The sequence below is a fragment of the Zooshikella sp. RANM57 genome (assembly GCF_050749885.1).
Taxonomy (GTDB): domain Bacteria; phylum Pseudomonadota; class Gammaproteobacteria; order Pseudomonadales; family Zooshikellaceae; genus Zooshikella.
In genome coordinates, this window is sequence record NZ_JBOIUB010000009.1 from 140,576 (window position 1) to 154,034 (window position 13,459).

Consider the following 13,459-nt stretch of genomic DNA (forward strand, 5'->3'; position numbering starts at 1 on the left):
TACGAAGACATTCGTATAAATGATGAATAATTTACGCCGATGGATGCTTTAAGAAGCGATATATTTAAATAAAATACATAATTTGACGTCTTTAATAGTTATATCCTGAAAAAAGACAAAATCGTTTACTTGTTTTTTGTAAAGTTTTGTAACAAGTGGGGGCGCTGCTTATGAGGTAAAGTGGGGTAAGGGCTACAAGTGTAGCCCTTCAGATACTTAATACCAATTAGAATATAATCGGTTTAATGGATGATGTGTATTATTTGGGCAATGGGGTCTATGAGGTTCATCGATTGCTATGTTTGCGTGGCAGTGCGGGCAGTAGTAACTTCCCTTAAGTTTGGCGTTGGTATTTCTACAGTATGGGCACTGCTCAGAACGGCTAATCATGCCTGTACCACCACAGTGATGACAATTAATTTGTTTCATAACGGCTAATCATCACCCCAGTGTTTTTTTAAGTGTCGTAGGTTTTCAGCTTTGTCTCTTTCCCTTTTTGCTTGCTGTTTTAACTCATTTGAGTGAGACTTCTGAAAGGTTTCACTTTCAGCGGCCTCTTTTGCTTCTTTCTCTAGCTTGGCTGCCGCATCTTCATGTTGTTTAATCAGGCGATCAGCTTTTTCCTTACTGTATCCAGTCATAATTTTATCCTCTTAACATAGCTTTATTGCACAAAACAATACAGCACTGAGAGGTTGATCCCTTCTCCGTGGATATAAGTATAGGTTGATTTCAATAGCCTGCTAAAAGGAATCTTATATGTAGATATACCTACATCCTTCAATGTAAATTGTTAACATGAAAATTTAAATCATATGAATAATATTTTTCATTTTATCGACATGGCTTCCATGCCAATAAATTTGTTGGCAATGAATGCACTGGTTAAAAGTAGTGAAGCTGGTGTATACATCTTCTGGTACACGGCTTTTGACTTTCTCTTTTGAGACTGTGGTTATTTTACTGTTACAACGAATGCATAGGCTAAAGGGTTTAAGGTCTTGTTTTAGATTATAAAGGGTTGCAACTTCTTTAAGTTGGAGTAATGGTTTTCGGTTACGTAGCCATCGGCCAAAATTAATATTACTACGTTTTAATAAACCTAAATCACGAGAAAGCATAATCCGTTCTTCTTGTTCTGCTATGGCTGCAAGCTTTTCATCGCCTAAGTCATGATTCCAATAAAGTGTATCAAAGCCCAGCATACGTAAATAATTACATAATCGGCCTAGGTGGACATCTAAAATAAAGTGAGGTCGACTAGCTGGTTTTATAGGTAGGTTTGTGTCCTGTTGCTGTTGGATGATATCTCGTACCGGGTAAAGTGCTATGTTGTCATTATTCTTGAGCTGATAACTAAACGGCTGTATTTGCGTATTAACATATAAAGCACCAATTTCTGTATGGGGAATACCTATTGCTTCTATGGCATCTTTTACCGCAGGGGATCGGTCAAACGCGTAGTTTATTTTTGGGGCGTGTACAAAAACAGTTAATTCACCATTAATTATGAAAGTACATTGATGCTCCTTTGGCGATGTGTTGTATGTTTTATTACTGATATATTTGGGCCAGATTTTATACAAAACAACTTTAGCATCTGCAAAACTAATTTCACCTAACTGACTAAGTTGATAAGCCAAATTGGAGAATTGCTGTGCAATATAGTCAGCATTTTCCGGTGACTGGATGTTAATGACTGTACTTTTCGTTTGTTTTTGATAGTGATGTAGAGAGTTAAACCCATAGAGTTTACAGAGTATCTGATAGGCATTTGATACTTTGATTGATTCAGGCCAGTAACTGACAAGTGTTTTAGCCTGTTTTTTTAGCGTATCAGGCGTTACAAATAATGGTTTGGTCATGGGGATGTCCTACATCACTAGTATAATAAGTTATCGAGAATATTCGTGACTCCTGATATGCCCCACACTGCAGATAGTCACATACTAGATAACGTTACTAATCATGTAATGCTCCCATAAAATGACGAGCGGTTAACCATAGAGCGATGGCTCTTTTCTTGTGGGGAGACGGCGTATGGCAACACCGCTGCCAATAATACCAATAATGTGGGGAAAGGCAAGTAGTGGTGGAATTATGATAGTTTGACGATTGGAGATGGTTCGTTGTTGATATGGAGTAGTTGTTTAACAATAGCTATAGGGCACCTCTAAAAATGCACTTTTTTAGTAATAGCTGTGTCAGCGCTGTACTCGGATCCTCATGTATGTCTTATACACTGCGGTCCTCCGTGCAGTGCTTCCTTGCTCTTAGAAAAAAATCACTATTTTTAGAGGTACCCTATATTGCATTTGGTTATGTTTGATATTTTTTAAAAGCGAATTATTGCCATCTTTTTTGTTAATTAATTCTATCATTCATAATGCTGACTTGTTTAAGGCATAAGTAAGTAATATTGATGTAGCAGTAAGGATATAGCATGACTAATGATGAGCTTGAGCGTGCAGTAGTAGACTATATTCTGGAAAAAAATCTGATTCCGCCCCAAAAGCTTGTTCAAGCTAAAATAATCACAAGTTACTCTGATAACTTGATCTATGAAGTGCTTTATGACTTAAATTTATTATCTGTTGATCAGTTAAATAAAATATTGTCAGAAGTAACGGGTTTTCCTGTTATTGATCCTCTTTATGAAATAAATAAAGTAAACATTCCAGAAGAGGTATTATCACTTTTGCCTAATGAGTTAGTGCTTCAATATGTTATTTTTCCTTTTCGACTAGAAGATAATACGCTTTTTGTCGCGATGTCCAACCCTACAGATAAAGAGTTAGTTGACCAGATTGAAAAGAAAGCCGGATATCCCGTTAAACGCTTTGTTTGTTATTTTAAAACAATACTTCGTGCAGTCGTCAGGCACTATTCGTACATGGAGGGCAAAAATTTTAACGATGTTATTCAGGATGCAATTGACGAGGTAGAAGGGCGCAAGGATATCAAGCCTGATATTAGTATTTGGACTGAACCCTTAGGTAAAGCCTTAAAGCGGGAGATAACCCTTTTTACCACTAAGGCTGAGATGCCGGCAGAAGGTGAAGTCGGTGTCTCTATGCTCATTCAACAAATTATCGATTATGCAATTTATATCGGTGCTACTGACATTCATTTTGAGGCGTTTGAGGATGCAATCAAAGTACGTTTGCGCAAGGATGGCATTTTAGCAACCCAATGGTACTTACCCAAAATAATTCAAAACAGATTATTTAACCGCATAAAAGTAATGGGTAACCTTCGTTCAACCATGAGCACTTATGCTCAGGATGGCAGTTTTACTTACCAGAATATTGTTGATGCGGGTGTTGATATACGGCTGTCTACAGTGCCGACGATTCATGGTGAACGAATTGCCATGCGTATTTTAGATAAAAATCGTAGGGTGCTTGAGTTAAACGATTTAGGTATTCCCCCGAAAGAGTATCAGACATTTATAAAAGCATTGAAATCCAGTCAGGGATTAATATTAAATGTGGGGCCAACGGGTAGTGGCAAAACAACGACCATATATGGTGCATTAAACTTTTTAAACAGGGATTTCTGTTCGATTATTACCATGGAATCGCCGATAGAGTATCAAATTAGTGGCGTAAGCCAAATTCATGTGGATGTGAATAAAAAATATAACTTTGTTGAAGCGTTTGCAGATGTTCTTAGGCAAGATCCTGATGTCATTGTCTTAGGAGAAATTTTGGATAGGGAATCTGCCCATGTTGCTGTAACTGCAGCTTCAACAGGACATCTAATCTTTTCTACATTGCATGCAACGTGTTCAGCATTTGCCATACCCAGATTACTGTCATTAGGCGTTGATGCTTCAGTACTTTCCGATGTACTGCGAATTATAGTGGCACAGCGGTTGCTTCGTTTACTTTGTCCGCAGTGTAAGGTTATTGATGAGCTATCAGAGGAGCGATTGCAAAAGCTGGGGTTAGCGAGGGAAGACCTGGGATCAAATAATTTTTATCGAGCGAGGGGATGTGAGCATTGTAATCATCGAGGCTACATAGGAAGAGTAGGCTGCTTTGAAGTGTTAGAGGTCGACGATCGTATTCGAGAAATGATCCTAAATGGCAATACAGGTTTGGATGTTTACTATTATGCACACCAACATGGTATGCGTAGTATGTTCCATGATGCACTCTTTAAAGCACAACAAGGTTATACGTCTTTAGATGAGGTTATCTATCAAGCGCCTATATTTAAACGCGTATAGCTTTTTCTGCGTTAATTATAAGCGTCCTATGGTATAAAAATAAAAAAACTGTTATAGAAATCTCTTATATATAGTATACTCAACGTACAACTGAGTGTTGAGCACAACACATTAAACATCATTTTTGGTGTTTATCATTGATTTTTTTCCCATTTTTTTCTTTTAAATAGTATTATATGAATTAGTTATCATATATATCTTACGAATATTTGGATAGAATTAACACAATAAATAAACAGAGGGTATAAACAGTGTCAGTAGTTTTATTGATCACTCTCTGTTGTTTGATTGTTATGGTTTTAAATTAAAAGCCAGTTAAAAAACATAATTAATTTATTATATAAGTGTAAAAAAATAGTGTAGTTAGGTTGTCACAGACACAACAAAAATCTCTGAAGTTTAGACTGAGGGTTGGGTATGAAGAATTACAAGCAAACATTATACGGTGGGTTAATTATATGTATGATATCCACAGTGTGTAATGCGCAATCAGGTAAAGCATATGATGATTCAGATGCGGTAATTATTACTGATTCTTACGATGATATTGTAGGCACGCCTACGAAAAAATGGTGGCAGCCAAAGCCCGGTTTGACTTGGTGGTGGCAGATTGAAAATAGTGACACAATGTCTACAAACATAGACGCAGATGTTGTTGACATTGACTTATTTGATGCCAGTGAAGGTGGTCAAAATAGTAAGATTCGTCAGTTTAAGAAAAAAGGAAAAAAAGTTGTTTGTTATTTCAGTGCGGGCACTTATGAAAAATGGCGAAGTGATGCTAAGCGTTTTACCAAAGAAACATTGATTCCCAATGGAGACATGGATGATTGGCCTGATGAAACCTGGTTGAATATTGGTGATGCTAAAGCATTAGTGACAATAAAAAGTATAATAGAAGACAGGATCAAACTTGCAAAAGACGCGGGTTGTGATGCGGTTGAACCCGATAATGTCGATGGTTTCGAAAATACCAGTGAAACCAAGGGCTATATAAAATATGAAGATCAATTGAAATATAATAAATGGCTAGCAAGTACCGCACATAAATATCAGTTGGCTGTTGCATTGAAAAATGATATACAGCAAGTGGAAGAACTTGTTGATGACTTTGACTTTGCAGTAAATGAACAATGCTTTGCCTATGATAACGAATGTGTGCAATATGAATCCACTTTCTTGAAAAAGAATAAAGCCGTGTTTAGCCAGGAATATGGTGGTTCTGATGGTTTAAGTCAATCGCAGTACGAAAAAACAGCGTGTCCTTACTTTAAGAGCCAGAACATTGCTTCTCTTTGGAAAAAAAGCACTAGCCTTGATGGTAAACAAGTTGTAATTTGTAAGTAATATAAATTACATATACCCTTCACGAAACGTATAAAAATAATTCGTGAAGGGTGCTTCAATAGTTGTGAGAAAGCTTTATAATTCCACTTTTGATACCCCCAATCTCCTTTCTTAAAACACTATTTCTCTTCCTAGAAGAGAGATAGCTGAAATATGAAAAAGTCATTGATCATTTATAGCAATTTGTTGACAATGCTTTCCTAAACCCGTTACAAATACAAAATGTTGTATCTACATAACAAAGAGCCTATTCGACTTGATAGCGATAGCAGCCAGGAAGGCAATAAAAGAATAACTTACTCATTCTGAAGAGTAGATAAAAAAGATAGGGAAAACAGGCATGGCGAGCACAGACTCTGGTGTATCATCCATTACTACTGCAGATGAAGATTATTTAAACAAACGACAGTTGAAGCAAGGAGCGGTTGGCTGGTTTCTACTCACCTTTTTAGGTGTATCCTATGTTATCTCTGGTGACTTTTCTGGATGGAACTTTGGTTTAGCCCAGGGTGGTTTTGGTGGCTTATTGATCGCTACGATATTAATGGCGGTTATGTATTTATTATTGGTATTTTGTCTCGCAGAAATGTCATCTACATTACCAACAGCGGGTGGTGGTTATGGTTTTGCGCGTTGTGCGCTAGGGCCCTGGGGGGGGTATATTACGGGGACAGCGATTATTTTAGAGTATGCCATTGCTCCTGCCGCAATTGCAGTATTTATTGGTGGGTATATGAACTCTTTGATTGGGGTTGATGGTCCGTTGATATATTTACTGTTTTATGCAGTATTTGTAGGTATACACTTATTAGGCGTTGGTGAAGCCTTCAAATTAATGTTCGTGATTACAGGCACTGCTGTTGTTGCTATCGGTGTATTAGTTGTAAGCCTGCTACCTCATTTTAATGTCCAGAATCTTTTTGATATTCCAGTCAGTGAAGCTGCATTAGGTGCAAATTACTTTTTACCCCATGGTTTTATGGGCATTTGGGAAGCAATACCCTTTGCTATTTGGTTTTTTTTAGCCGTTGAAGGGGTTCCGTTAGCGGCAGAGGAAGCACATACCCCCCATAAAGACATACCTAAAAGTATTATTTATGCAATGACCATTTTAATTATTATTGCTTTTTTAGTATTATTTTTAGTGTCTGGCGTTGCTGGTTCCGCGAACATGCAAAATCATACAGCACCGCTAGTTGGTGCTATTCAAAGCGTTCATGGTGAGTCATCACGTGCGGCATTATTTGTTAATATTGCTGGTTTAGCAGGCTTGATCGCCAGTTTTTTTTCAATTACCTATGGTTATTCTAGACAAATATTTGCACTCTCTCGAGCAGGTTATTTACCCAAAAGTTTATCATTAACATCTCGTAGAAAAGTACCTATCTTAGCATTAATAATTCCAGGTGTATTCGGTTTCTTATTATCACTGACGGGGGAAGGTGATTTGTTAATTACTATGGCAGTGTTTGGTGCCACATTATCTTATATTATGATGTGTATTTCCCATTTATTGCTACGAAAAAGACAACCAAGTAAAAAATCAAAGTTTGTGACGCCGGGAGGGACTGCGACTTCTTGGGTTGCTTTAATACTGGCAATTATCGCGTTTATGAGTACCTTTCTTGCAAATATTGTTGCTGCATGTTGGGCTGCGATATTTTTTGGAATAATGATTTTGTATTTTGCTTTATATAGTCGTTTTCATTTAGTTGCATCAGCTCCGGAAGAGGAGTTTGCGGTGGTTAGTAAGGCTGAAAAACAAATATATTCATGAGGACAGCATTTAAAAATGCACTCTTTTCGTAATAGCAGTGTCAGCGCTGTACTCGGATCCTCATGTATTCCATATACACTGTGGTCCTCCGTGCAGTGCTTTCTTGCTCTTACAAAAAAATCACTATTTTTAAAGGTGCCCTTAAGAGACGGTCTAAAATGCACTTTTTCTGTGAAGGCGAAAGTATGGCTTAGTCTTCATGAATACTATATATACTGAGGCCTGTTTGCGTGGCACTTTGTTGCTTTTAGAGCCTCAGGGCAAGGAAAATTTTTGTACAACAACAAGGATGTAAAATGGATAGTTTGAAAAATGCCAAGCAAATGATAAATAATCATCCAGCATCTCATATCAAAGTTGGTGTATTTGATATTGATGGTATCATGTTGGGAAAATATTTAAGTAAAAAGAAGTTTATCAGTGCATTAGAGAATGGCTTCAACTTTTGTGATGTTGTATTAGGCTGGGATAGCAAAGATCAACTTTATGATAATGTTCAGCACACGGGGTGGCATACGGGATATCCTGATGCAGCATTACAAATACTCCCAGAAACAGTACGTACAATTCCTTTTGAAAATAATTTACCATTATTTTTAGCTCAATTTGTCGGTAAGTCGGCAGAGGTTTGTCCGAGACAAGTATTACAGCGAGTTTTACAGCAAGCAGAACAAATGGATATTGATGTTTATGCTGCTTTTGAATATGAGTTTTTTATGTTTGCAGAAAATGCAGACACCATACGTGATAAAAAATTTGCAGAATTAAGGCCCTTTACGCCAGACTACTTTGGTTATTCCATTATTAGAAATTCTGTTCATGCAGAGCTATATCATGAGTTGTTGTCATTAGCAGAGGCGATGCAGTTCCCTATTGAAGGTATCCACACTGAAACAGGACCGGGTGTCATTGAGGCTGCTTTGGCTTATAACGAAGCTTTAAAAGCAGCTGACCAAGCGGCTTTATTTAAAACGTTTACTAAAGTATTTGCCCAGCGACGGGGATTGATGGCTACTTTTATGGCTAAGTGGTCTCCTGAATTTCCTGGCCAAAGTGGACATTTACATGTATCCCTGCGTTCTAAAAAAACAGGAAAACCACTGTTTTTTGAGGCAGGTGAGACACATCATATGAGCAAAATACAACAGTATTTTGTGGCAGGCTTGCAACAACTTATGCCTGAATTTACGGCAATGATGGCGCCAACAATAAACAGTTACCGTCGACTTATACCAGATTATTGGGCGCCAACTCATGCAACATGGGGAGTAGAAAATCGAACAACCGCATTACGGGTAATACCAGGTAACGAATATAGTCAGCGTGTGGAGCATCGTTTGCCAGGTGCCGATGGCAATCCTTATCTAGTGTTAGCGGCTGTGCTGGCTGCTGGGTTGTGGGGTATCCAACAACAGGTAGAGCCATCTTCGGCTGTTACAGGAAATGCCTATGCGCTCAAAGATGATTCACTCGCATTACCGAATAATTTATGGGATGCCTGTCAGCGGCTCAAGGCATCCGCAGTAGCAAAAACGTTTTTAGGTGAGGAGTTTGTATCGCACTTTGTAAGCACCAGAGAGTGGGAAGTCAGACAATTTAGGAAGCATATATCGAATTGGGAGCTGGATCGGTATTTTGAAATTATCTAGTCAGAATTTTTAATTTATACCACAGCTAGGAATGCACATCATGCCTACACAGTTTCAAACCATAAGCCCTGTGGATAACTCTATTTATGTTGAAAGAGAGTATGCTGCAGGTGAGCAGATACAAACAGCATTGGAAAAAGCACAAGAAGCTCAAACTTATTGGAGAAATGTACCGTTGACTCAGCGTGTGCAATTGTGTGCACAAGCGGTTGAGTTATTAAAAGTTAAACAGGATCAATTAGCGTATGAAATTTGCTGGCAAATGGGACGGCCCATTGCTCATGCTGGTGGTGAAATTAATGGCGTTGTTGAACGTGCCGAGTATATGTTAAGCATTGCAGAGTCCGCGTTAGCCCCTATTCAAATTCCAGGAAACCACACTCGGATTCGTTATATTCAGAAAGAACCATTAGGGGTCGTGTTTTTAATTGCACCGTGGAATTATCCTTATTTGACAGCAATTAATACACTAATTCCTGCACTGGCTGCGGGTAATGCGGTGATCATTAAGCATTCAAGTCAAACGCCTTTGTGTGCTGAACGGTTGGTAGAGGTTTTTCTGGAAGCAGGTTTTCCTGATTATGTTTTTCAGTATTTGCATTTAACGCATGCAGACTGTGAACAGGTTATTGAACATCCAGCCGTAAATTTTGTGGCTTTTACTGGTTCAGTCGCAGGGGGGCGTTCAATAGCAACGAGTTCTGCTCAATATTTTAAAGGTGTTGGGCTTGAGCTGGGTGGAAAAGATCCTGCTTATATCCGAGAAGATGCTGATTTATCCACAGCAGTTGCTTCAGTTATGGATGGTGTGTTTTTTAATGCAGGACAATCATGTTGCGGTATTGAGCGCATTTATGTGCATAAAGCAGTCTACCATGATTTTGTTGAGGCAGCTTGCCAATGGGTGAAAACATTAAACCTGGGTCGTCCTGATGAGTTAGCAACTACTCTTGGACCTATGGTCAGTAAACAGGCAGCAACTGTTGTCCGCTCACAAATAAAAGAAGCGGTAGCTTGTGGTGCAACCATGCTTATTGATGAGTTCAAGTATGCTTTATCACAACCAGATACACCTTATTTAGCTCCACAACTATTGGTTAATGTAAACCACTCAATGTCAATAATGAATGAAGAATCGTTTGGTCCAGTGGCAGGTATCATGTTTGTTGATAATGATGATGAGGCTGTTGCTCTGATGAATGATTCAGACTATGGCTTAACGGCTGCACTTTACACTCAGGACGTTGATATTGCCAAGTCATTGGGTGAGCGGTTGGAAACCGGTACTGTATTTATGAATCGCTGTGACTACCTTGACCCTGCGTTAGTCTGGACAGGTGTTAAGGAATCTGGGCGTGGCTGTTCACTATCGCTTCTTGGTTATGATCAATTAACACAGCCTAAGTCTTATAATCTACAACTCGCAGAGGCTTAAGGGCATGGCAACTGAAAGACTTATCAACACCTGGAATTATCCTACTACGATTATTGCAGGGCCAGGCTCTCGGCAGCATCTTATGTCTTGTCTTGATCAATTAGGTATAGAAAATCCATTATGGGTTGTAGATGCTCAATTGCGAACAATGGCAGAAATTCAGTCGCTTATTGAGCAGCTTAACTCAATAAAACATACTTTTTCTGACGTGAGTATCTTTGATCAGTTTTTAGGAAACCCAAATGAAGAACATGTGGCCGATGGTGTTAAGCAGTTTAAAGCAGGTAGACATGATGGTGTGATCGCCATTGGCGGTGGTAGTGCATTAGATATTGCAAAAGCCATTGCCTTAATGGCAGATCAACAAAATCTTTCGTTATGGCAGCTGGAGGACGTAGGGGATAATTGGACTTTAGCCGATAATTCAAAAATACATCCGATAGTTGCTATTCCTACAACCGCAGGTACAGGATCAGAAGTAGGACGAGCGACAGTTATTACCAATACTGAAGCTAAGAAAAAAGTCATTATTTTTCATCCAATGATATTGCCTAAGCGTGTAATACTTGATCCAGAATTATTAGTTTATTTACCATCAAAAATAACAGCTGCGACGGGAATGGATGCATTGGCTCATAATTTAGAGGCATTATGTGCTCCAGGTTATCACCCAATGGCTAAAGGCATTGCATTAGAAGGTATCCGTTTAATTCATGAAAACTTAATTTTAAGCTATCAACAGCCGGATAATCTTGAGGCAAGAATGCATATGTTGTCTGCTTCAATGATGGGGGCAACGGCTTTTCAAGCTGGCTTGGGAGCTATGCATGCGCTCGCACATCCTTTAGGGGCTTATTATAATATTCATCATGGATTACTGAATGCTATATTGATGCCTTATGTTTTGCATACCAATGCAAGCTGTTGTGAAAAAATATTCCATCGTTTAACAACATATCTTCAGTTAACTTCAAAGCAACTGAACCAGTCTGTTTCTTCAGTACTTATTGATTGGGTGCTTCGTTTAAGAGAGTCGCTGGAGATTCCTCATACGCTTGGGGAGGTGGGGGTTGATAAACAGTGTTTACCCTTTGTCAGTCAAGCGGCAAGTCTTGATCCATCTGCTGCGACAAACCCGCAGTTATTATCGGTAGAGGATTACCGGTTATTGTGCAGTAATGCAATTAAAGGAATTTTGTAAAAATAAAGGATAAGTAGAAATGAAACTGGGCATTTTACAGTGTGATGATGTGAGACCTGAATTAGTGGGTAAGCATGGTAACTATCCGACCATGATTCAACACCTACTCTCAGACGTTGGGTTTCCCTGTGAGTTTTCTACTTATCAAGTTCATAATAATGAGTTTCCTGATCATGTTACTGCATGTGATGGATATATTACGACAGGTAGCCGCTTCAGTGCTTATGATGATCTTCCATGGATACGGCTATTAGAAGCATTTTTTTTGCAAATTGCTGAAACAAATATTCCTATTGTGGGTATTTGCTTTGGTCATCAAGTCATGGCTCAAGCACTGGGCGGGCAGGTGGCAAAAGCTACTAATGGGTGGGGTGTTGGGATTTATCAAAATGATATTCTATTGAAGGCAAATTGGATGGAACCTGCACAGTCTACCCTTAGTTTAGTGGCGAGTCATCAGGATCAGGTTATTCATTTACCTTCTGATGCTACCCATGTAGGAGGAAGTGCTTTTTGCCCCAACTATATGGCACTCTATAAAGAAAATATGCTGGGTATTCAGGGTCACCCCGAATTTTCTATAGACTATGGAAGAGACTTGCTCACATGTCGCATAGACGTGGTTCCTGAACAGGTAATGAAAAAAGCATTAGCGAGTTTTAGTGACAAAGAGGATAGTCGGGTTTGTGCTCAATGGATTATGAGTTTTTTTAGTGAATTCAAACGTACAATATACAGTAAACTGTACTAGGGCCTGTTATAGTCGACTACACAGCGTTAATCCTTCCTTAAAATATAAACACTCATTTTTCTATGACCTTTTCATAAAACATGCCTAAAGAGTGGTCTATGCTTAATAATGGGTAATTCATAAGTAAATGTTTTCTGTATGCGGACAGTACAAAATTATTTCTTGCTGACTTTAATCTGTCTCACGGGTTTACTGCAGGCTGCGCCGTACAATATTGGTGTCATCCCCAAATCAACAGCAATGAAATTTTGGGAAGAGGTTCGTGAGGGAGCAAAAACGGCAGGAGAAGAACTTGATGCAAATGTTATTTGGTCAGGGCCTCGGCAGGAGAATCAAAGCCAGGCAGGCTATATAAAACGAATGCTCAAAACTGAATTAATTAATGCTATCGTTATTGCGCCAAGTCACCAGACTGAATTACAGCTGGTTTTACAGGATGTTATTAACCAGAATATTAAGCTAGTTGTAATTGATTCAGCAATAAATGACGTTAATTATGATTCATTTATAGCAACAGATAACTATCGAGCAGGTACTAAGGCTGCAGATTTTATGGCAAAGTTTTTGGGTGAAAATTCCAATGTTGCAGTAATCCGATTTCGTAAAGGTAATGCATCGACTGAAGCACGCGAGACTGGATTTATTCATACACTAAAAAATAATGTAAAAGTAAATATTGTTTTTGAAGATTATTTGGGGCCAAGTACAGGATCTGTGTATCATGAAGTCATCAAATTATTAAACGCTCGGCATAATATTGATGGTTTTTTTACGCCAAATGAAGCAACCACGGAGGGTTTACTAAGAGCTATTTATAAAATAGAAACTACTAAGGTTCCAGTTATTATTGGTTTTGATTCAAATGAGTTTTTAGATGAAGGACTCAAAAAAAATATGTTGAAAGGCTTGGTCGTTCAACAGCCTTTCCAAATGGGGTATCTTGGTGTTAAAACAGCAGTCAGTTTACTAAAGGGCAAAAAAGTAAAGAAGAAAATTTTTTTACCAACTAAAGTTATCACAGCCAGTGATCTTATACAAAAAGAGCAGAGCATTAATAGTCAATAA

10 protein-coding genes are annotated in these 13,459 nt (G+C 38.5%); 8 read left to right on the top strand and 2 right to left on the bottom strand.

The features are described from left to right. Window positions 1-434 precede the first annotated feature (434 nt). Together ACQ96U_RS18525 and ACQ96U_RS18530 are read right to left on the bottom strand one after the other, a co-directional pair. On the bottom strand, window positions 435-641 hold the full coding sequence (locus ACQ96U_RS18525; RefSeq protein WP_431722752.1) for a hypothetical protein: 207 nt from the start codon (window positions 639-641) through the stop codon (window positions 435-437). A gap of 165 nt (window positions 642-806) precedes the next feature. Continuing rightward, window positions 807-1,865: a Mut7-C RNAse domain-containing protein gene (locus ACQ96U_RS18530; RefSeq protein ID WP_431722753.1), complete on the bottom strand. Its 1,059-nt coding sequence runs from the start codon at window positions 1,863-1,865 to the stop codon at window positions 807-809. A 578-nt stretch (window positions 1,866-2,443) separates the two neighbouring features. Between ACQ96U_RS18530 and ACQ96U_RS18535 the strand changes: the two genes are divergently transcribed. The 8 genes from ACQ96U_RS18535 (at window position 2,444) to ACQ96U_RS18570 (ending at window position 13,459) form a co-directional block, all read left to right on the top strand. Beyond that, window positions 2,444-4,234 (top strand): GspE/PulE family protein, encoded by a 1,791-nt coding sequence (locus ACQ96U_RS18535; protein WP_431722754.1) that lies wholly within the window; start codon window positions 2,444-2,446, stop codon window positions 4,232-4,234. Window positions 4,235-4,651: 417 nt separating this feature from the next. Then, on the top strand, window positions 4,652-5,581 hold the full coding sequence (locus tag ACQ96U_RS18540) for an endo alpha-1,4 polygalactosaminidase (RefSeq protein ID WP_431722755.1): 930 nt from the start codon (window positions 4,652-4,654) through the stop codon (window positions 5,579-5,581). A gap of 340 nt (window positions 5,582-5,921) precedes the next feature. Beyond that, entirely contained in the window at window positions 5,922-7,358 is a 1,437-nt protein-coding gene (gene eat, locus ACQ96U_RS18545; RefSeq protein WP_431722756.1) for an ethanolamine permease, read from the top strand. A 296-nt stretch (window positions 7,359-7,654) separates the two neighbouring features. After that, entirely contained in the window at window positions 7,655-9,007 is a 1,353-nt protein-coding gene (locus ACQ96U_RS18550) for a glutamine synthetase family protein (protein WP_431722757.1), read from the top strand. Between the two features lie 40 nt (window positions 9,008-9,047). Then, complete coding sequence (locus ACQ96U_RS18555; RefSeq protein WP_431722758.1) at window positions 9,048-10,442, top strand: aldehyde dehydrogenase family protein; 1,395 nt, start codon at window positions 9,048-9,050, stop codon at window positions 10,440-10,442. 4 nt (window positions 10,443-10,446) lie between these two features. Next, a complete protein-coding gene (locus tag ACQ96U_RS18560; protein ID WP_431722759.1) occupies window positions 10,447-11,643 on the top strand; it encodes an iron-containing alcohol dehydrogenase in 1,197 nt (398 codons plus the stop codon). A gap of 19 nt (window positions 11,644-11,662) precedes the next feature. Next, window positions 11,663-12,394, top strand: a complete 732-nt coding sequence (locus tag ACQ96U_RS18565; protein WP_431722760.1) for a glutamine amidotransferase-related protein — start codon at window positions 11,663-11,665, stop codon at window positions 12,392-12,394. 138 nt (window positions 12,395-12,532) lie between these two features. Beyond that, on the top strand, window positions 12,533-13,459 hold the full coding sequence (locus ACQ96U_RS18570; protein ID WP_431722761.1) for a substrate-binding domain-containing protein: 927 nt from the start codon (window positions 12,533-12,535) through the stop codon (window positions 13,457-13,459).

Excerpts from the sequence above, each read along its gene's own strand:
- ACQ96U_RS18525 (WP_431722752.1), bottom strand. The coding sequence starts at position 641 with ATGACTGGATACAGTAAGGAAAAAGCTGATCGCCTGATTAAACAACAT.
- ACQ96U_RS18530 (WP_431722753.1), bottom strand. The coding sequence starts at position 1,865 with ATGACCAAACCATTATTTGTAACGCCTGATACGCTAAAAAAACAGGCT.
- ACQ96U_RS18535 (WP_431722754.1), top strand. The coding sequence starts at position 2,444 with ATGACTAATGATGAGCTTGAGCGTGCAGTAGTAGACTATATTCTGGAA.
- ACQ96U_RS18540 (WP_431722755.1), top strand. The coding sequence starts at position 4,652 with ATGAAGAATTACAAGCAAACATTATACGGTGGGTTAATTATATGTATG.
- eat (WP_431722756.1), top strand. The coding sequence starts at position 5,922 with ATGGCGAGCACAGACTCTGGTGTATCATCCATTACTACTGCAGATGAA.
- ACQ96U_RS18550 (WP_431722757.1), top strand. The coding sequence starts at position 7,655 with ATGGATAGTTTGAAAAATGCCAAGCAAATGATAAATAATCATCCAGCA.
- ACQ96U_RS18555 (WP_431722758.1), top strand. The coding sequence starts at position 9,048 with ATGCCTACACAGTTTCAAACCATAAGCCCTGTGGATAACTCTATTTAT.
- ACQ96U_RS18560 (WP_431722759.1), top strand. The coding sequence starts at position 10,447 with ATGGCAACTGAAAGACTTATCAACACCTGGAATTATCCTACTACGATT.
- ACQ96U_RS18565 (WP_431722760.1), top strand. The coding sequence starts at position 11,663 with ATGAAACTGGGCATTTTACAGTGTGATGATGTGAGACCTGAATTAGTG.
- ACQ96U_RS18570 (WP_431722761.1), top strand. The coding sequence starts at position 12,533 with ATGCGGACAGTACAAAATTATTTCTTGCTGACTTTAATCTGTCTCACG.